Below are 20027 nucleotides of genomic sequence, written 5' to 3'. Positions count from 1 at the left end.
TATATGTTTTTTCTCGAATCATAATAAACTTATGCATTTTTTAAATACAGAATTTGTTTGTAAAATCCTGTAATACAATGTCGTATCGTTTATTATTAACATAAAGCTTAACAAAATTCAACATGCTTTCAAAAATTATTGAGTTTTCTGTCAAGAATAAACTCATCATTTCCATCATGGTTTTGGGACTTATTTTGGTAGGGAGTTATCAGGTGACCAAACTGCCTGTAGACGCCGTACCCGATATTACCAATAACCAAGTACAAATTATCACCACTGCGCCTTCTTTTGGGGCTACCGATATCGAGCGTCTGGTGACTTTCCCTATAGAACAGGCGAACAGTAATATTTCTGGATTAAAAGAAATCCGAAGTTTTTCGCGTTTTGGTTTGTCATTAGTAACCATTGTTTTTGATGATGATGTCGATGTTTATTGGGCGCGACAACAAGTGGCGGAACGCCTCCAAATCGTAAGAACAGAGATTCCACCCGGAATCGGAAACCCAGAACTTGGGCCTATTTCGACAGGTTTAGGGGAAATTTATCAATACGTCATTCGTCCTAAAAAAGGTTTTGAACAAAAATATGATGTTACCGAACTTCGCAGCATTCAGGATTGGATTGTTCGTCGACAGCTTTTAGGCGTTAAAGGCGTTGCCGAAGTCAGCAGCTTTGGTGGGAAACTGAAGCAATACGAAATTGCTGTAGAACCCGACAAATTGAACGCTTACGGCATTACCATTAACGATGTTTTTGATGCTTTAGAAAGCAATAATCAAAATACGGGTGGCGCATATATCGAAAAAGGGCCAACAGTTTTGTATATCCGCAGTGAAGGTTTGGTAACGACAACCGATGATATCGAAAATATTGCGATTCCTCAAGCTGAAGATCAACCGCCTTTATTCATCCGGGATGTGGCGGAAGTGAAAATGGGATTTGCAACGCGTTACGGCGCACTCACCTACAATGACGATGGCGAAGTTGCTGGCGGAATTGTCATGATGCTGAAAGGCGCCAACAGCAGTCAGGTGATTAAAGATGTGAAATCCAGAGTGGAAGAAATACAAAAAAGTCTTCCCGAAGGTGTAGAAATAGAAGCTTTTCTCGACCGAACCAAAATGGTGAATAATGCCATTAAAACAGTAGAAACCAACCTTTTGGAAGGTGCATTAATCGTGGTTTTTGTCTTAGTGCTTTTCCTCGGGAATTTCCGTGCGGGACTTTTGGTCGCTTCGGTTATTCCTTTATCCATGCTGTTTGCCATTTGTATGATGAACCTTTTTGGAGTGAGCGGAAATTTAATGAGTTTGGGCGCTTTGGATTTCGGATTAATTATTGATGGCGCCGTGATTATTGTAGAATCAATTTTGCATCATTTTTCGAATCATAAAAAATTCAGTCATCTAAGAAAAGTTCCAACAGAAGAAATGGACAAAATTGTTGTTTCTTCTGCGGGACGTATGATGAACAGTGCGGTTTTTGGACAAATTATTATTCTCATTGTTTATCTACCGATTTTAACTTTACAAGGCATCGAAGGAAAAATGTTCAAACCTATGGCGCAAACCGTTGCTTTCGCTTTACTAGGCGCATTTTTATTATCACTGACTTACATCCCGATGATGAGTTCTATTGTCTTGAAAAAACGAAGATTAACACCGAGTTTTTCTGATAGAATGATGAAAAAAGTGGAAGCTTGGTATTTGAAATCGCTTTTAAAAATTATTCGTATTCCTAAAACTATATTTGCCATTGTCATCGGACTTTTTATTGCAGCAATCGCGGTTTTAAGTCAAATGGGAGGCGAGTTTATTCCGTCCTTAGAAGAAGGCGATTTTGCTGTGGACACCAGAGTTTTACCAGGTTCAAACCTGAATACAAGTATTGAAAGCACGCAAAAAGCCGCTCATATTTTAAAAACAAGATTTCCAGAAGTGGAAAAAGTAGTGACCAAAATAGGAAGTGGCGAAGTTCCAACCGATCCAATGCCGATGGATGCTGCTGACATGATGGTGATTTTAAAGAATAAAAAAGAATGGACTTCTGCAAAATCGTTCCCTGAACTTTCCGAAAAAATGACCGAAGCGCTGCAAGATGTTCCGGGAATCAGCGTTGGTTTTCAATATCCAGTGCAAATGCGTTTTAATGAATTGATGACGGGCGCGCGACAAGATGTAGTGGTGAAGATTTTTGGAGACGATCTGGATTCTTTATCACAAAATGCACAGAAATTAGGGAAAATTGTGGAAGGCATCAAAGGTACGCAAGACCTTTATGTAGAGCCTATTTCTGGGCTTCCGCAAGTGGTGATTAACTATAACCGACCTTTAATTGCGCAATACAAATTATCCGTTTCGGATATTAACCGAATTGTAAATGCAGCGTTTGCCGGACAAAGTGCCGGGTTGGTTTTCGAAGGAGAAAAACGCTTTGACATGGTAGTTCGTCTGAAAGATACCAGTCGAAAAAATCTTCAGGATATTCAAAATTTATTGGTGCCAACGCCTTCTGGTAATCAAATTCCGTTGTCGCAATTGGCGGATGTGAGCATTGTGCAAGGTCCTAACCAAATTCAGAGGGAAAATGCACACCGCCGAATTATCGTTGGGTTTAACATAAAAGACCGCGATGTACAAAGCATTGTGGAAGAACTTCAGCAGAAAGTAGAAAAACAAATTCAGCTCCCAACGGGCTACAACATTACGTATGGTGGCTCGTTTGAAAATCTTAACAACGCCAAAAATCGTTTGATGATTGCCGTTCCTGTGGCTTTAGGTTTGATTTTCTTACTCTTATTCTTGGCTTTCAAATCGGTGAAAGAAAGTATTCTCATTTACACCGCAATTCCGTTGTCCATAATTGGTGGGGTTTTCTTTTTGGCAGCCCGTGGAATGCCGTTCAGTATTAGTGCTGGTGTAGGTTTTATTGCCCTTTTTGGAGTCGCTGTTCTCAACGGAATTGTTTTAATTTCTGAATTTAACAGACTTCGAAAAAGTGGCATCAACAATATTGTAAGAATTGTCGTGGACGGTGGCGAAGCGCGACTGCGACCTGTTATGATGACGGCTTTCGTGGCTTCTCTAGGTTTTATCCCAATGGCGTTGAGCAACGGCGCTGGTGCGGAAGTGCAAAGGCCTTTGGCAACGGTGGTTATTGGCGGTTTGTTGGTCGCAACTTTCCTTACTTTATTCGTCCTTCCTTTATTATTTATCAACTTCGAAAAAGGTTTTAAAATGAAAAATAAAATCTCAAAACATACACTTCCGATTCTTATTTTAATAGGAATTTCCAGTTTTAATGTTGCGCAAGCTCAGCAAAATATCGATTTGAAAACGGCGCTTCAAATGGCGGAACAAAATAACCGCACTTTAAAAACCGAAAAACTGAAATCCGACTATGCAAAAACTTTGATTAAATCTTCTGCAGATGTTCCACAAACAGGTATTACAGCGGATTATGGGCAAATTAATTCTCCATACAATGATGTTAAATTGGGAGTGGAACAAAGTTTTGCATTTCCGGGAGTTTATAAACGTCAAAAAAATCTTTTAACCGAAGAATGGAAAAAAACTGAGATGAATGTGCAGCTCAGTTCTTTCGAGGTGAAAAAGTCGGTAAGTCTGGTGTTTTATCAAATTTTGTATTGGAAGGAAAAAGAAAATTTGTTGCAGGAAGCGCAACAATTGTACACGGATTTTTCCGATAAAGCCCAACTTCGTTTGAAAGCTGGCGAAAGCAATATTTTGGAAAAAACTACGGCCCAACAACAAAAAAACGCCATCGCTATTCAGTTAAAGCAAGTTCAGCAAGAAATAAAACAACTGACTTTGCAGCTACAATGGCTTTTGAATGCGGAAGAGCAATTGACTATTGATGACGAAAAGTTTTATGTTCAAACGCAAAATCAAGAAGGAAATCCACTTTTGATGATTTTAGAACAACAAAAAAATATCAGCGAGAAACAAACTTTAGTAGAAAAATCGAAATTACTTCCGGGTTTATCTGTGGCTTATAATCTCAATAGTTTCAAAGGTTTGGGACCTGATGATAAGCTGTACACGGCGACGCCACAATTTCATTCTGTGCAATTGGGCGTGTCGGTACCGATTTTTTCTTCCGCTCAAAAATCAAGAATTGAAGCTTCAAAATTGGCGGAAAATATTGCTGAAAACGATTTTCAAAATGCACAATTTAATTTGCAAAATAAACAAAGACAATTGTTGGAAAACTATCAAACCAACACCGAAATTGTTCAACAATACGAAAGCAGCGAGCTGAAAAATGCCGATGTCATTACCGAAACTTCCAAAAAACAATTCCTAAATGGAGAGATCAATTTTCTGGATTTTGTCATCCTTTTGAATCAAGCCATTGGCGTGCGCAGCAACTATATCGATGCGCTTTGGAAGCTTAACGAAAGTGCTATTTTACTGAATTATCCGAGTATTAATTAATTCATTTTAAAAAATAAAGAAATGAATGACAACCTTAATATTTCCCCTATGAAATCTATTTTTAAACGTTATAAATACACTATTATTGGTCTTGGTTTTTTGCTTTTTGTTCAATGTCAAAAAAAGGAAGAAGCCACCATTGAAAACCAACAAATTGTCGATGAAAATTTGGTAACACTTACCGATGCACAACTGAAAAATGCGCCTATTGAAACCACAACTTTGTCGGATAAAAGTATTTCTACGACTTTAAAACTCAACGGAAAAGTGGACGTTCCGCCACAAAATTTGGTTTCGGTGAGTACGCCAATGGGCGGTTATCTGAAAAGCACCTCGCTTATTCCGGGGATGCAAGTGCGTAAAGGTCAGGTCATCGCAATTATTGAAAATCCTGAATTTGTGCAGCTTCAGCAAGATTATTTGTTGGCAAAATCCAAATATCATTTTGCAAAATTGGATTATGATCGTCAGAAAAAACTCAACCAAAGCCAAGCCAGCAGCGACAAAGTAACGCAACAAGCGCAATCGGAAATGAACAGTCAGCAAATCACGATGAATGCTTTGGCGCAGCAACTTCAAATCATTAATATTAATCCATCTTCGATTAATTCTGGGAATATTCGCAAAAGTGTTTCTATTTTTAGTAGCATTAATGGTTTTGTAAGTAAAGTGAACGTGAATATTGGCAAGTTTGTAACGCCTTCGGATATTTTATTTGAACTGATAAATCCCAATGATATTCAATTGAATTTAAAAGTTTACGAAAAAGATTTGCAACTTTTAAAAGCTGGAATGCGTGTTGAAGGTTTCACCAACAACCATCCCGACAAAAAATATACAGGAAGAGTGATGCTTACAGGAAAAGATGTGGCTACAAACGGCGTTGCAGAAGTATTTTGCCGATTTGATAAGTATGAAGCAAGCTTACTTCCTGGAATGTACATGAATGCGATTATTGAAACCGAAACCGAAATTGTAAATGCACTTCCAGAAGAAAGTATTGTCGATTTTGAAGCGAAATCTTACGTTTTTGTGGAGGAAAAAAAACAAACCTACCGTTTAACTCTTGCAAAATTAGGTGAATCTGAAAATGGATTTATAAAAATCTTAAATGCCGATGATTTTAAAAACAAAAAAATCGTCACTAAAAACGCTTACACACTTCTTATGAAACTTAAAAATAATGAGGAAAAGTAAAAAAATCAGACCACTTTTATGATTAATAATTTGTAACTTCAACTTATAAGCCTCTCAATATGAAATATAATATTCCAGAACATTTAAAAGGACTTTCGGAAATAGAAATAAAACAATCCCGCGAACAATTTGGACTCAATCAACTGAAGGCAGAAAGCCCGCATAAATGGTGGAATATTCTTTGGGATATTGTGAAAGAGCCCATGCTTATTCTGTTGATCGTCATTTCATTTATTTACGTTTTGGTGGGCGATTATGCCGAAGCTATTTTCATGTTTGCAGCGATTATTGCGGTTTCGGCGATTTCTTTTTATCAGGATTCCCGAAGTCAGAAGGCGTTGGAAGAATTGGAAAAACTCAATGAACCATTGAGTAGCGTTTTGAGAGGTTCTAAAATTATAGAAATTCCGACGCATGATATTGTTGTGGGCGATCTTTGCGTTATCGAAGAAGGAAAAATGATTAACGCGGATGGAGAAATTGTCCACAGTCATGATTTTTCGGTTAACGAATCGGCTTTAACGGGAGAAAGTTATTCCGTTTTTAAAGATAAAAACAGCAAAGACAAACAGGTTTTTAGCGGAACTATTGTGGTTTCTGGAATGGCAATTTTTAAAGTTCAGAACATCGGAAAAGAAACTCAAATCGGGAAAATTGGAGAGTCCATTCAGAATATTAGTCAAGTCGCTTCACCATTGCAAATACAAATCACCAAATTCGTCAAAGGAATGGCCTATATTGGGATTGTTATTTTTATTTTGGTGTGTATTTTCAGTTATGTGAAAACGGGAAATTGGGTAGAAAGTTTGTTGAGTGGACTCACTTTGGCGATGTCGGTTTTACCAGAAGAAATTCCTGTTGCTTTTACTACATTTATGGCATTAGGCGCTTGGAAACTGATGCGTGAAGGTATTATTATTAAACGCAGTAGCATTGTAGAAACTCTGGGAAGTACGACCGTAATTTGTACCGACAAAACAGGAACGATTACCGAAAACAGCATGCAACTTAAGGAATTGTATGATTTTAAATCGGATAAAATTTATTCTGAAGAAAATTTTCAAAATACCGAAGTTCAAGAATTAATTGAATATGCTATGTGGAGCAGCGAGCCAGTTCCGTTTGATCCCATGGAAATTACCTTGCATAAAGTTTACGGAAATACGCATCAGCAAGATGTTAGAAAGAATTTTGTGCTTTTTCATGAATATCCTTTAGAAGGAAAACCACCGATGATGACGCATTTGTTTCAGGATACTTCAAAAAAGAGAATTATCGCTGCGAAAGGTGCTCCAGAAGCTATTTTAGCAGTTTCTGAATTATCTGAAAATCAAAAACAAAAACTTCGTGAAAAAATTGAAGAATTTGGAAAGCAAGGTTATCGCGTTTTGGGTGTTGCAAAAGCTCATTTTGAAGGCGATAATTTCCCGAAAAAACAACAGGATTTCCCTTTTGAATTTCTAGGATTTACGGTATTTTATGATCCACCAAAAAAAGGCATTAAAGAGGTTTTTAAAAAAATCTATGAGGCTGGAATTAAAGTAAAAATTATAACTGGTGATAATGCCGAAACGACCAATGCTATTGCACATCAGGCTGGAATTATCAATAATTCTGTAGCTTTAAAAGGCAGCGAAGTTATGGAACTTAGCGAAGACGCTTTGATGAAGTCAGCCGATGAAACCACTTTGTTTGCAAGGATGTTTCCCGAAGCAAAGTTGGCTGTCGTAAACGCTTTGAAAAAGGATGGGGAAGTGGTAGCAATGCTTGGTGATGGTGTAAACGACGGACCAGCCTTAAAAGCGGCTCATATTGGCGTTGCCATGGGAAATAAAGGAACGGAAATCGCAAAAGCTGCCGCAGATTTGGTTCTTACCAATGACGATCTTTCAAAATTAATTATTGGTATTGCCGCTGGAAGACGTATTTATTCGAATATTAAAAAAGCCATTCAGTATATTATTTCTATCCATATTCCTATTATTTTAACGGTGTCGTTGCCCTTATTTTTAGGTTGGGCTTTTCCTCAAATTTTCACGCCTGTACATGTTATTTTCTTAGAGTTGGTGATGGGACCAACTTGTTCCATTGTTTATGAAAATGAACCGATGGAGAAAAATGCCATGCAAAAACCACCAAGGAAAATGACGGAAACCTTCCTGAATTGGAAAGAATTGAGCATTAGCATTGTTCAAGGTTTGGTGATTACTTTAGGAATTTTGTTTGTTTATCAATGGACTTTTCAGAATGGCGGAACCGAAGAGGAAACTAGAGCAATGGTTTTTAGTACCCTTATTTTTGCGAATGTCTTTTTAAGCTTCGTCAACAGATCTTTTTACTACAGTGTTTTTCAAAGTTTTAGAAACAGAAATCCTTTGTTAGTGGGAATTTCAATTGCAGTTTTAGCTTTGCTGATGCTTATTTTATATGTACAACCCATTTCAAACTTCTTCCAACTCACGTCACTTTCTTTTAATGATTTGTTATTGGCGTTTGGAGTTGCCATGATTTCTGTCCTATGGTTTGAAATTTATAAATACTTCTTACGATTGAAATCGAAACGATAATTTCCAGGAAAATTTAATAAAAAAATAGGCTGTTTCAAAAGTGAGACAGCCTATTTTTATATATTTTAAAAGGATTAGTGACCTTCTGTACCGTCGATACCGTGTGCATGACCGTGAGAAAGTTCTTCCTCAGTTGCAGGACGCGCTTGTAAAACTTCAACTTCGAAGTTAAGTGTTTTCCCCGCCATTGGGTGGTTAAGATCAGCAACCACAACGTCAGACGTTACTTCTTTAACAATCGCATTGAAGTGATTACCTTGGTTATCTTGCAAAGGAAGAATTGCGTCAACTGGCGGCACACCAGACTCTTTGAACATATCGATAGGAAGTTGCGCAATGGCATCTTCTGTACGTTGTCCATAAGCATCTTCAGGAGTTAAAATAAAAGATTTTGTATCACCAGCATTAAGACCTTCTACTTCTGCTTCGAATTTTGGAAGCATCATTCCCACACCATGCAAATAGGTAAGTGGTTGCTCTGCAGTGGTAGATTCTACTAATAATTTTTCGCCGTTTTCTTCAACTGAATAAAGCGTGTAAGTCAATGCTACGACGTTGTTTTTTTCTACTGCCATGTTGTTTGTTTTAAGGAATCAAATAGACTCCGTTGATTATTTTAAAAAGATGAAACTAAGCGTTTTTTGCTTAATTTTTATTAAAGGCAAAGTTAAGTTTTTTCCGATAACAAGCGAAAGATTTTTAGGAATTAAATTAAAAATCGATTGATAAAATATATTAAAAACTCAGAAATTCCATGTTGAGAATAGGAGAAAGCTTTGAAATACTTATTATTGAATTTATAATTAATGTTTTACTGTTTATATAATTGATTATCAATATTTTAAAAGGATTATTTAAAGTTTTATTTTGCATTTTGGTTTTGCAGTTTGGTTTTGTAATTGCTTTAAATGCCTTATGAAATTTGATAGACATTTCTTATAAAAATCGCTGTTTTTTAAAGTGATCTAAAAATAAAAAAGTGTATAACTTTAATAAAAAATCCTTTTCAAAAGTAAAATAAAAAAGGCTTTTACTATCAATTAGTAGAAGCCTTTTTACAATACAATATAAAGTTTGGTTATAAGTTTCAAAAACTTATTTTTCAAAACTAAAAAAAATTGTTATTCTAAAATACGGTAAACCGTAAAATGGAATTTGTTTTACAATTAAGGAAAATATGATTTTGATTCTTGTAAAGATATTTTATTGCGAAATTTTAATTTGTTTTTAGATCTAATGAAACGGGATTAATTGTTTTCAATTTATAATTGCAGAGGAGTTTAGCATTTTTAACAATCGCCTTTTCTACAATCGCCTTATCGTTTATGTCAATATTGGTTGCTTGCTCATAGGGATGAAGTGCTATGTAACGAAATGCGAAAAATAAGTTTTTATCAGAAGTTACTGTAGAAAAAGTTACTTCTCTGTCAATTCTTTTTTTGCGTTTTGAAGTGTAAATAACAATTTTTTTATTATTCTCATTAGACAAATCTTCAATAGAAATTTTGTCTTTTTTTATTGTAGAACTAGCAGATAAGTTAGTGGTCTTGTTAAAATGAAAATCATAATAATTTTCTCCTTTTTTTGGATTTTTGCTAAGATTAAAAATATGAATTTGTTTATTTTTCCAATCGAAAATTTTTGCTGTGGAACCTGCTATTCCTGAATAAACTCTTAAGAAATAAGAATCGTCATCCGAATTTATGAAAATAGAAGTATCTGTTTTTTTGGCTAAAGCCTCAAAAGTGTAAATAATTTCTTTGTCAAACGTGTAGAATTTTGTCTTCTGAGCAGAGAAAAACGATAGCATTAAAAGCAATGTTATAGAGATTGTTTTTTTCATTATTTTGTGTTAATATTTTTATTAAAAGTATAATAATTATTAATAAATAACCAATTTTTGAAAATTAATTTAAAGTTACCTTAAAAGAAACATTGCATTTAACAAGGTTTTTTATTTTAAAAAATATTATAACCTAAGATAATTGAGAAAAGGTCATAGGTGCCAGTCCAAGAGTTGGTATCTGTTTTTATTTTTTTTGTGCTATATCTTGCCTCAGCTGTATATTTATTTTTGAAAGTATAGCCAGCTCCAAATCCAAAGGCTGGGTTGACTTCTAATTTTATATCGTAATAATGTTGTCCATCTCTACCGTAATTTGCTTTAGAATCCATAGGAATATTAAAAGAATAGTTAACGTTTAAAAATAATTTCGAATCAGAATTCAAAAATATGTAATGTCTTACACCTATCGGAATTTCGATGGATTTGAAATCTGCTTTTGTATGTTTCGTACGATTCTCCTGATATGGCACCGTCAACGTAGCATCACCTTTGTATTGTTGATAATTTGGCTCAAGAGTTAGTGCCCATTTTCCACGATTGAACGGCATTATAAATTCAAACTCAACACCTCCGCTAATAGACATTGCATTTCCAAGGCTATAAGACTCAGAGTCAAATGCATTGGAAAGCTTCATCGAAGCCGAATTAATTCTTGGTCTTATAGATAAATTAAAATCAAATTTTGTTTGTTCTTTTATGTCTTGTTTAAAATTAGGATTGATACAAGTATTATAGTTGGTGAAGATTCTTTTCAAATCAAACAACCTATACTTTGCATTTTCTATATTTGAGGAACTGATGCTGGCACAATTCAGATCTTTTTTTAATTGGATTTTGTAGTCGTTGTTATACCCAACTTGATCATTCGCATAATCGAAAGCTTTATGTATTAACTGTACAGGCTTGTTATCGTCTAATCTGTAGAAATAACGTTCTAGCGTACCATCTACATATTGGTAAAGATCCGCTTTGCCATCAACAATTTCTTTCAAAAACAATTCTTCCTCAGTATATATTGGCTCGCGCTGAGGGCTTAGCGAATTGAGGTTTGATGAAGATTGGTCTATTTGGACTTTTTCCGAAACAAATTTTGCTTTGTTATAAATCTCAAACATGCTTACATCCGATATTTTTCCGTATTTCACAGGATCATTTTCAGATAATTTGTATTCAAAACTCGTAGGGTTGGATCGCCAGTCATAATCTTTAATGAAACATTCTACACGTTTTCCAGATTTATTAATAAAATAAGCTTTTTCAAATGTTATTTGTGCAGACATCATTATTGTTACAAGAAATGATGCTAAAACAGTAATTTTTTTCATATAAATTTATAGTTTAGTAAAAAAGCAAATATAATATCTCCAAATCACTCATCTTAATAATTTTCTAATTATTTTTGAATATTAATATCGGTAAAAACCGAAAAATCACTAAGCTTATTTTTATGATTTTAATTGTAGACGATAATCAGTCCAATATATTTTCCTTAAAAAAATTACTACAATCTCAGAATTTCCCTGTAGATACAGCAAATTCTGGTGAACAAGCCTTGTCAAAAGCTTTGAGAAATAATTATGCTTTGATTATTCTTGATGTGCAAATGCCAGATATGGACGGTTTCGAAGTGGCCGAAACGCTTGCAGATTACAGTAAAACCAAAGATATTCCCATCATCTTTTTATCGGCTGTTAATACTGAGAAACGCTTTATTACAAAGGGTTACGCGTCTGGCGGAATCGACTATGTTACCAAACCTATCGATCCAGATATTTTGTTGTTGAAAGTGGAAACCTATTACAATATTCAGGAACAAAACCGCAAACTGAAAAAATCGCAACAAAATTTAGAACTAGAAGTTAAAGGTCGCCGCGAAACACAAGTAGTCATGAAGTCGCAGTTGGATCATTTTCAACAAATGCTGGAAGCGCTGCCGCAAATCGCTTTTACACTTAATCAAGTAGGCGAAATAGAATTCGTAAATGGCCGTTGGTTTCAATATTCTAAGTCCGAAAAACATTTCCCAGACATTCATCCAGATGATAGTGTTTTGGTAGAAGAATACCGCAAACAAAAAGATAATCTTGAAATTATCGCCTTAGAAGTTAGAATTAAAAATGTTGAAACAGGCGAATTTCGTTACCATCTTTTGAGAATGTCACCAATTTTAGTAAATAAGAAAATCAAAAATTGGGTAGGGACTTTTACAGATATCAACGATCAGAAAAGGGTAGAACAGGAAAAAGACGAATTTCTTAGTATTGCCAGCCACGAGTTGAAAACACCACTCACAAGTATCAAAGCTTATGTTCAGCTTTTAGAACGGAAACTGAAACTCGATAAATCTAGTCCAGAAGCAGGCTATGTTGCAAAAGTTCAACATCAAATCGATAAGTTGAATAATCTCATCACCGATTTGTTAGATATTTCAAAAATCGAACATGGAAAGCTAAAAATGAACCTACAAACCAACAATTTGGAAGAAGTCATCCAAAATGCTTTGGAAACCATTCTGCATACCCATGATGAAAATAGTATTAAAATAGAAAGACACGGACAAAAACCTGATTTTCTCATGCAATTCGATAGCATAAGAGTAGAACAGGTTTTAATTAATTTTCTTACAAATGCGATAAAATATTCCCCAGAAAACAACAAGGTTATTGTGACCACTTCTGTTGATGAGCAAGATGTTAAAATAAGCGTTACGGACTTCGGAATCGGAATTCCAGAATACAAACAAGCTTCTGTTTTTGATAAGTTTTATCGTGTTGAAGAATCATCATTACAGTTTCAAGGCATGGGAATTGGACTTTACATCTGTGCAGAAATTATTGTTCAGCATGGCGGAAGCATAGGTTTATCTAGCGTTATTAATGAAGGATCTACATTTTATTTCACCTTACCAAGAGTATAATATATGGCAAAAAAAATTATAAGAAATCTACAATTTGGAATCGGTATGTCATTATTTATGCTGTTTGCGAGCTTAATAATCTCGTATTTCAGCATTCAAAAACAAGTCGAATTCCGCGAAAACAGATCCCAATCTCGACGGTCTATTACTGCGGCAAAAGATGTTTTGTTTGCACTTTTGGATGCTGAAACAGGGAACAGAGGCTTCCAACTTTCGGGACAAGAAGCTTATCTGGAGCCTTTTGAGAGAGGGATGGCAGAATATCCAAAAGCTATTGCCAATCTTAAAAATTTAAGTTTTGAAAATAAAATTCAAAAAGAGAGAGCTAACGAGCTTGAAAAATTGGTTAACGAGAGAAGCGCAGTTTTAGAATATTTGATCGATAAAAAAAGAAAAGGCGAAGATATCTCCCAATCCGAAATGCTGAAAAGCAAAACTTCGATGGATAAAACCAGAAAATTGGTTGATGATTTTGTAAATTTTGAGGAAAATCAACTGGATTTAAAAAACGCAGAGCTCAAAAAATCGTCAGAAATTACAAACTTTTTTCTTTTATTTTCCGGGCTTGCCGCTATTGTCATCACCTCATATTTATATTTTAGATTGCGGAACGACATTCGTAGGAGAGATATTTTGGAAAGAAAACTTTTGGCTAAAGATAAGATGATGACCAATCGTGTTAATGCCATTCAGCAAGTTGCAAACCGCGTAGCAAAAGGTGATTACAGCCAACGTGCCATTGCGGAGGAAGAGGATGATTTGGGCGTTTTGGTAGAATCGCTGAATCATATGACAGAATCTTTACAAAAGTCTTTTAATAAAATCAACAAAAGCGATTGGAATCAAAAAGGCTTGGCGAGTTTGAATGAATTTTTAGTTGGAAACAAATCCATCAAGGAGCTTTCTCATTCCGCTTTAAATCATCTTGTAGAATATGGAAACTGCGCGAGTGGCGCTCTTTATTTATTAGACGACAATGCTTTGAAATTGTTTAGCTCTTATGGACTTGAAAATAATGTGAAAACTGTTTTTGAGCCTGGACAAGGTATTTTAGGCCAGTCATTTTTACAAAAAAGAATCAAAGCATACAATAATATTAAAGAAGAAGATGTTGTGGCAAGTTTTGTAAGCGCACAACTAAGAATTAATGGAATTTTGCACGTTCCGATTATGTTGGGAAACCAGGCCATTGGAATTATTGAGCTAAATTCTGGTGAAAATTTTAATGACGATTTGGTGAATTTTTATGTTGAGTGTTGCCGAATTATTGGTATAGCGATCAATGCCGCCCAAGGTCGCGAAAAAGAGCAGCGACTTTTGGAAGAAACGCAAGCACAGTCGGAAGAATTGCAAGTACAGCATTCCGAACTGGAAAATTTGAATACCGAACTTGAAGCGCAAACGCAAAAGCTTCAAGCTTCTGAAGAAGAATTGCGCGTACAACAAGAAGAATTGATGCAAACCAATGCCGAACTGGAAGAACGCTCAAAACTGCTTGAAGAAAAAAATCATTTGATTGCCGATCGCAATATCGAAATTCAAAAAAAGGCCGAAGAATTGGCTTTGAGCACCAAGTATAAATCGGAATTCCTGGCGAATATGTCGCACGAATTGCGTACACCGCTTAATTCTATATTGTTGCTTTCGCGACTGATGGCGGAAAATCCTGACGAAAATCTTAACGAAGATCAAATAGAATCTGCAAAAGTAATTTTAAGTTCTGGGAGCAGTTTGCTGACGCTTATTGATGAGATTTTGGATTTGGCTAAAATTGAATCTGGAAAAATGAGTTTGGATTACCAAAAGGTTTTTATACAAGATGTTGTAAAAGATTTGCAAAAGCTTTTCAATCCTTTGATGCAGGAAAAAAACATTGATTTCATTATCAATATCGATCCAGAACTTCAGACAAGCATCGAAACGGATCGTTTGAGATTGGACCAAGTGTTGAGAAATCTAATGTCTAATGCACTCAAATTCACTGCGCAAGGAAATATTAGGCTTAATATTAGAAAAGATCCAGCTCAACAAGATTTTGTGATTTTCTCGGTAAAAGATACAGGAATCGGAATTCCAGAAGATAAACAACGTATTATTTTTGAGGCTTTTCAACAAGCTGATGGATCAACAAGACGAAAATTTGGAGGCACTGGTTTGGGACTTTCTATCAGTCGAGAAATTGCAAAATTGTTGGGTGGCGAATTGCTACTTCAGTCCAAAGTTAATGAAGGTTCAGAGTTTAGTTTAGTTATTCCCATTTCATCAAATTTAAAAACAGAATACGTTAATAGAGATCAAGATTTAATAGAAACAATTCAGGAGGATATTCAGGAGATTAAAGAAATCATCGCTTATGACGATGTTGAGCTGCCTGTGCCCGTTGATATTTTACGAATTCCAGAGGATATTCCCGATGATAGAGATCGCATTCTTAAAGATGATAAAGTAATTCTTATTGTTGAAGATGACGTTAATTTTGCGAAAGCTTTGGTGAAATATGCGCATACCCAAAATTATAAAGCCGTTGCGATCGTGCGTGGGGATTATGCACTTCAAGCAGCGCTTAACTATCATCCTTTGGCGATTTTGTTAGATGTGCAACTTCCTGTAAAAGATGGTTGGCAAGTCATGGACGAACTGAAAGCAAACCTCCAGACCAAGCATATTCCTGTGCATATGATGTCATCTCTGCACGTAAAACAAGAAAGTTTGATGAAAGGTGCTATTGATTTTATTAGTAAACCAATAGCTCTTGAGCAAATGGCTGATGTTTTCAAAAAGATTGAAGATGCTTTGAGTAAGTCTTTGCAAAAAGTTTTAATTGTTGAAGAAAATGCCAGACATGCTACTGCATTATCTTATTTTCTGAGCAATTTTAATATCTCTTCTTCGGTGGAAGATACAGCGGAGAATTGCGTGAAGGCTTTTACTCAACAAAATCTTGACTGCGTTATCCTGAATGTGGAACATTCACGGGGCGAAGAATATGCAATTATAGAATCCATCAAAAGTCATGAAGGTTTGGAAAATCTTCCGATTATCATTTTTATCGATAGAAATTTATCAAAATCTGAAGAATTGAAAATCAAACAATATGCAGATTCTATTGTTGTAAAAACGGCACATTCTTATCAAAGAATTCTGGATGAAGTTGGTTTGTTCTTACATTTGGTGGAAGAAAAAAACAATCATGAGGAAACCAGAAGTACAACTTTGGGTTCTTTAACAGAGGTTTTGAGTGGTAAAAAAATATTGATTACCGATGACGATGTTCGCAATATTTTCTCTTTGACCAAAGTTTTAGAAAAATACAAAGTGGAAGTGGTTTTGGCGATGGACGGAAAGCAAGCTTTGCATCAAATTAAAGAACATCCAGATATCGATGTTATTTTGATGGATATGATGATGCCCGAAATGGACGGCTACGAAACCATTCGAGAAATTCGCAAACAACCCACGTTGGCGCGACTTCCTATTATTGCCATTACTGCAAAGTCTATGATTGGCGAACGCGAAAAATGCATCGAAGCAGGTGCTTCAGATTACATTTCAAAACCTGTAGATACCGATCAGTTGTTGTCTTTGCTTCGTGTTTGGATGTACGAAAGTTAATATTGAAATTTTAAAATCTCAAAACGATTTTAATCTTGTGCTTATGGATATGATGATGCCAGAAATGGACGGTTACCAAGCAACCAAATTGATAAGAAATATTGAAGAAATAAAACACCTTCCGATAATCGCAGTTACCGCGCAAGCCATGCCCGAAGATCGACAGAAATGTTTGGAAGCAGGTGCTCAGGACTATGTGTCAAAGCCGATAGATGTGGATGTTTTGATAAAAGCAATGGAAAAATTATTATAATGTTGGAACCAAGTATTGTAAAGGACGAGGATGTAGAATTTCTTATAAAAGATATTCATGAGTTGTATGGTTACGACTTTTCACAATACAGCAGAGCTTCCTTCAAACGCCGTATTAACCGCATTTGTTTAATCGATAAATTCACAAGTTATGCAGAATTGCGCTATACAATTGTTAACGATCCAGAGTATTTCAAACGTTTCGTAGAGGAAATTACAGTCAATGTCACCGAGATGTTTCGTGATTCATCATTTTTCAAAACTTTGCGGGAGCATATTTTACCACAATTGGATACCTATCCATTGATTCGGATTTGGGTCGCGGGGTGTTCCACAGGTGAAGAAGCTTATTCTATCGCTATTTTATTGAAAGAGGCTAATTTGTATCATAAATCTTTGATATACGGAACAGACATTAATCCATCGGTCTTGGAAAAGGCTAGGGCAGGTATTTTTCCGCTTCAACAAATGAAATTATACACCGAAAATTATATTCAATCTGGTGGAGAAAAAGATTTTTCAGATTATTATACTGCCAATTATGACAGTGTGAAATTTGATAAAAGCCTACAAGAAAAACTCATTTTATCCACTCATAATTTAGTTTCAGACAGTTCATTTAACAGTTTTCAATTGATAATTTGTAGAAATGTTCTCATTTATTTTGAAAAAATATTACAGGAAAGGGTTTTTCAATTGTTTGACGAGAGTCTGGAAAATTTAGGATATTTGGCTTTGGGTTCTAAAGAAACCTTGAGATTTTCAAAACTTAATAATAATTTTCATCAAATTGATAATCAGAAGATTTGGAAAAAACTAGAACATCATTAAATAATTTATGAACGAAGCAAATACAGAATTGGTAATTATTGGAGGTTCCGCAGGAAGTTTGCAAGTCATCTTGGAAATGATTAAAAAACTGGATATTGATTTGGGTTTTCCAATGGTATTAGTCGTTCACAGAAAAGCGCAATCTACAAGTCTTTTGCCTATTTTGATGACACAAATTTCAGCATTAAAAGTGAAAGAAGTTGAGGACAAAACAGAACTCGATAAAAAATGTATTTACATTGCACCAGCGGATTATCACTTGCTTTTTGAATCGAAAAATAAAGTATCTTTAGATGCTTCGGAAAAAGTAAATTACTCAAGACCTTCGATTGATGTAAGTTTCAAATCCGCGGCAGAAACCTTCGGGAAAAATGTGGTGGCAATTTTATTATCTGGCGCCAATGCCGATGGTACCGAAGGATTAGAATATATTAAAAAAAATAAAGGAAAAGTCTGGATACAAAATCCTGACACTGCAGAAGTCGATTATATGCCAAAACAGGCGATACGAAATGTAGAATTTGATTGTATTTTTGAGGCCGAAGATTTGGCTCAGAAAATTAATCGTTTGAAATATATTCATTAAAATACTATTCCAAAAAACAAGAAATTTTAAATTAAAGGAATTAAAAAAAGATAAAAATGAGTAAGAAAAGAGTTTTAATTTTTGATGACGACGCAGTAATTCTGGAAGTTGTGGGAATTATTTTTGAAGATGCAGGTTATGAAGTGGAAATTTCTGAAACGTCTCATGATATTATAGAAAAAGTTGCAGATTTCCAACCGAATGTTATTTTGATGGATAATTGGATTCCAAATATTGGTGGCGTAGAAGCTACAAAACTTTTGAAATCGCATGACGAATTCAAAAATATTCCAGTGATTTATACCACAGCAAATAACGATATTGTTGCGCTTGCCAAAGAAGCTCAGGCAGATGATTTTATTGAAAAACCATTTGATTTGGAAGATTTGGAAAAAAAAGTAGAAAATTTTTTACAATAAATTTTTAGAAAATGATTTTTAGGAAAGCCCATTTTGAAGAAGTGGATGAGATATGGAGTATTCTGCAATTTGCAATTAAGAGTCGAAAAAATGATGGCAGCAATCAATGGCAAGATGGTTATCCTAACCGGAATTCAATACTTCAAGATTTAGAAAATGATTGTGCTTATGTTTTAGCTGACGAACGCGGTGTTTTAGCTTACGGCGCTGTGATTTTTGATGAAGAACCTGCCTATAACGACATCGTTGGGAAATGGCTTTCCGATGGCGATTATGTTGTGGTGCATCGTGTAGCTGCAGCAGAGCGCTCGAAAGGAATGGGCATTGCAACTCGGTTTTTCAATGAAGTTGAAAATTTTGCAACGTCCAAAAATGTCCATAGTGTAAAAGTGGATACCAATTTTGATAATCTTGCAATGATGAGAATTTTAGACAAACTGAATTATCAATATTGCGGAGAAGTATATTTCCGAGGCAGCGCCAGAAAAGCCTTTGAAAAGTTGGTTTAAAATATAAATGCAAAAACCGAGCTTTATGGACCCGGTTTTTATGTTTAATGGATTTTAAAATTTAATATCAATCACATTTTCCGTCAACATCGCAACTTGCAGTATCATTAGAATCCAATGTTTTAAAACCAGATTCTTTACTATAATCCGCATAAGATTGTTTCAAAGCATCTAAGAAATGATGTGCTGGCTGTGCGCCTTTAACAGCAAATTTTCTATTGAATACAAAAAACGGAACCGAGTCAATGCCTAAATCTTGTGCTTCGGCAATGTCGTCTTTGGCGTATTTCAAAAATTCATCTTGCGATAAGGCATTGTTGACGTCGTCTTGTGAAAGCCCAATATTAGAGCTTAATTCTAACAAAGTTGCATCGTCCGCCAAATCTTTTCCTTCGGTAAAATATGCTTTGAAGAAAACTTCCTCGGCCTGATCTCCTAAGTTTTTTTCTTTAGCAAACTGAATAATTCTGTGCGCTTTAATAGAATTCGCCAATAACTGAATATCAAAATCGAAATCCAATCCCGCATCTTTTGCCATAGAAACGACATTCTCGAACATGGCTTGGACATCGTCAACGTTCATGCCTTTTCGGTTGGCCATATAGTCGGTCATTGTTGTTCGGATTTTCACTTCTTCGGGAATTGTGGGATCCAGTTGGAAAGATTTCCATTCGATTTCCACATCCTTTTTGTGATCGAAATGTTCTAGAGCCGCTTCGAAGTGGCGTTTTCCAATATAGCAGAAAGGACACATGATGTCGCTCCAGATTTCTACTTTCATTTTATTTTGATTCATATTTTTTATAGGTTGTTAAATTGCTTTAATGTAAGTTG

Annotated in this window: 14 protein-coding genes; 10 read left to right on the top strand and 4 right to left on the bottom strand. The window is 35.3% G+C overall.

Going from position 1 to position 20027, the window contains the following annotated elements; translation table 11 throughout:
- The first annotated feature begins 122 nt into the window (after positions 1-122).
- The 3 genes from G6R40_RS03460 to G6R40_RS03450 are packed head-to-tail and all read left to right on the top strand — an operon-like array spanning position 123 to position 8221.
- On the top strand, positions 123-4457 hold the full coding sequence (locus G6R40_RS03460; RefSeq protein WP_165131606.1) for a CusA/CzcA family heavy metal efflux RND transporter: 4335 nt from the start codon (positions 123-125) through the stop codon (positions 4455-4457).
- A 48-nt stretch (positions 4458-4505) separates the two neighbouring features.
- The gene (locus G6R40_RS03455; RefSeq protein WP_165131603.1) at positions 4506-5654 is read left to right on the top strand and encodes an efflux RND transporter periplasmic adaptor subunit; all 1149 of its coding nucleotides are present in this window, start codon (positions 4506-4508) and stop codon (positions 5652-5654) included.
- Positions 5655-5713: 59 nt separating this feature from the next.
- The gene (locus G6R40_RS03450; protein ID WP_165131600.1) at positions 5714-8221 is read left to right on the top strand and encodes a cation-translocating P-type ATPase; all 2508 of its coding nucleotides are present in this window, start codon (positions 5714-5716) and stop codon (positions 8219-8221) included.
- A gap of 74 nt (positions 8222-8295) precedes the next feature.
- Here G6R40_RS03450 and G6R40_RS03445 read toward each other — a convergent pair whose 3' ends face one another.
- The 3 genes from G6R40_RS03445 to G6R40_RS03435 form a co-directional block, all read right to left on the bottom strand.
- Complete coding sequence (locus G6R40_RS03445; RefSeq protein WP_165131597.1) at positions 8296-8796, bottom strand: peptidylprolyl isomerase; 501 nt, start codon at positions 8794-8796, stop codon at positions 8296-8298.
- 641 nt (positions 8797-9437) lie between these two features.
- A complete protein-coding gene (locus G6R40_RS03440) occupies positions 9438-10064 on the bottom strand; it encodes a hypothetical protein (RefSeq protein WP_165131594.1) in 627 nt (208 codons plus the stop codon).
- A 116-nt stretch (positions 10065-10180) separates the two neighbouring features.
- The gene (locus G6R40_RS03435) at positions 10181-11392 is read right to left on the bottom strand and encodes an outer membrane beta-barrel protein (RefSeq protein WP_165131591.1); all 1212 of its coding nucleotides are present in this window, start codon (positions 11390-11392) and stop codon (positions 10181-10183) included.
- Positions 11393-11514: 122 nt separating this feature from the next.
- On the opposite strand from G6R40_RS03435, the gene G6R40_RS03430 reads away from it, so the two are divergent.
- The 7 genes from G6R40_RS03430 to G6R40_RS03400 are packed head-to-tail and all read left to right on the top strand — an operon-like array spanning position 11515 to position 19193.
- Positions 11515-12984: an ATP-binding protein gene (locus G6R40_RS03430; protein ID WP_165131588.1), complete on the top strand. Its 1470-nt coding sequence runs from the start codon at positions 11515-11517 to the stop codon at positions 12982-12984.
- A gap of 3 nt (positions 12985-12987) precedes the next feature.
- The gene (locus G6R40_RS03425; protein WP_165131585.1) at positions 12988-16596 is read left to right on the top strand and encodes a response regulator; all 3609 of its coding nucleotides are present in this window, start codon (positions 12988-12990) and stop codon (positions 16594-16596) included.
- Entirely contained in the window at positions 16574-16849 is a 276-nt protein-coding gene (locus G6R40_RS03420) for a response regulator (RefSeq protein ID WP_228455902.1), read from the top strand. The genes G6R40_RS03425 and G6R40_RS03420 overlap by 23 nt, the downstream gene beginning before the upstream one ends.
- Positions 16849-17679 carry a CheR family methyltransferase gene (locus tag G6R40_RS03415; RefSeq protein ID WP_165131579.1) on the top strand — a complete coding sequence of 277 codons (831 nt, stop codon included), beginning with the start codon at positions 16849-16851 and terminating at the stop codon, positions 17677-17679. The genes G6R40_RS03420 and G6R40_RS03415 overlap by 1 nt, the downstream gene beginning before the upstream one ends.
- A gap of 7 nt (positions 17680-17686) precedes the next feature.
- Complete coding sequence (locus tag G6R40_RS03410) at positions 17687-18265, top strand: chemotaxis protein CheB (RefSeq protein WP_165131576.1); 579 nt, start codon at positions 17687-17689, stop codon at positions 18263-18265.
- A gap of 56 nt (positions 18266-18321) precedes the next feature.
- The gene (locus G6R40_RS03405; protein WP_165131573.1) at positions 18322-18684 is read left to right on the top strand and encodes a response regulator; all 363 of its coding nucleotides are present in this window, start codon (positions 18322-18324) and stop codon (positions 18682-18684) included.
- An 11-nt stretch (positions 18685-18695) separates the two neighbouring features.
- Positions 18696-19193, top strand: coding sequence for a GNAT family N-acetyltransferase (locus G6R40_RS03400; RefSeq protein WP_165131570.1), 498 nt, complete (start codon positions 18696-18698; stop codon positions 19191-19193).
- 67 nt (positions 19194-19260) lie between these two features.
- Here the strand turns inward: G6R40_RS03400 and G6R40_RS03395 are convergent, their stop codons facing one another.
- On the bottom strand, positions 19261-19989 hold the full coding sequence (locus G6R40_RS03395; RefSeq protein ID WP_165131567.1) for a DsbA family protein: 729 nt from the start codon (positions 19987-19989) through the stop codon (positions 19261-19263).
- Between the last annotated feature and the right edge of the window lie 38 nt (positions 19990-20027).

The sequence above is a fragment of the Chryseobacterium sp. POL2 genome (assembly GCF_011058315.1).
GTDB lineage: Bacteria > Bacteroidota > Bacteroidia > Flavobacteriales > Weeksellaceae > Soonwooa.
The sequence above is the reverse complement of the archived record's forward strand: the minus strand, read 5'-3'. Positions and strand labels throughout refer to the sequence as shown.

Bases quoted from the DNA above. Each gene is read 5' to 3' on its own strand.
- G6R40_RS03445 (WP_165131597.1), bottom strand. From the start codon at position 8,796: ATGGCAGTAGAAAAAAACAACGTCGTAGCATTGACTTACACGCTTTAT.
- G6R40_RS03425 (WP_165131585.1), top strand. From the start codon at position 12,988: ATGGCAAAAAAAATTATAAGAAATCTACAATTTGGAATCGGTATGTCA.
- G6R40_RS03450 (WP_165131600.1), top strand. From the start codon at position 5,714: ATGAAATATAATATTCCAGAACATTTAAAAGGACTTTCGGAAATAGAA.
- G6R40_RS03400 (WP_165131570.1), top strand. From the start codon at position 18,696: ATGATTTTTAGGAAAGCCCATTTTGAAGAAGTGGATGAGATATGGAGT.
- G6R40_RS03430 (WP_165131588.1), top strand. From the start codon at position 11,515: ATGATTTTAATTGTAGACGATAATCAGTCCAATATATTTTCCTTAAAA.
- G6R40_RS03415 (WP_165131579.1), top strand. From the start codon at position 16,849: ATGTTGGAACCAAGTATTGTAAAGGACGAGGATGTAGAATTTCTTATA.
- G6R40_RS03455 (WP_165131603.1), top strand. From the start codon at position 4,506: ATGAAATCTATTTTTAAACGTTATAAATACACTATTATTGGTCTTGGT.
- G6R40_RS03410 (WP_165131576.1), top strand. From the start codon at position 17,687: ATGAACGAAGCAAATACAGAATTGGTAATTATTGGAGGTTCCGCAGGA.
- G6R40_RS03440 (WP_165131594.1), bottom strand. From the start codon at position 10,064: ATGAAAAAAACAATCTCTATAACATTGCTTTTAATGCTATCGTTTTTC.
- G6R40_RS03435 (WP_165131591.1), bottom strand. From the start codon at position 11,392: ATGAAAAAAATTACTGTTTTAGCATCATTTCTTGTAACAATAATGATG.
- G6R40_RS03460 (WP_165131606.1), top strand. From the start codon at position 123: ATGCTTTCAAAAATTATTGAGTTTTCTGTCAAGAATAAACTCATCATT.
- G6R40_RS03405 (WP_165131573.1), top strand. From the start codon at position 18,322: ATGAGTAAGAAAAGAGTTTTAATTTTTGATGACGACGCAGTAATTCTG.
- G6R40_RS03395 (WP_165131567.1), bottom strand. From the start codon at position 19,989: ATGAATCAAAATAAAATGAAAGTAGAAATCTGGAGCGACATCATGTGT.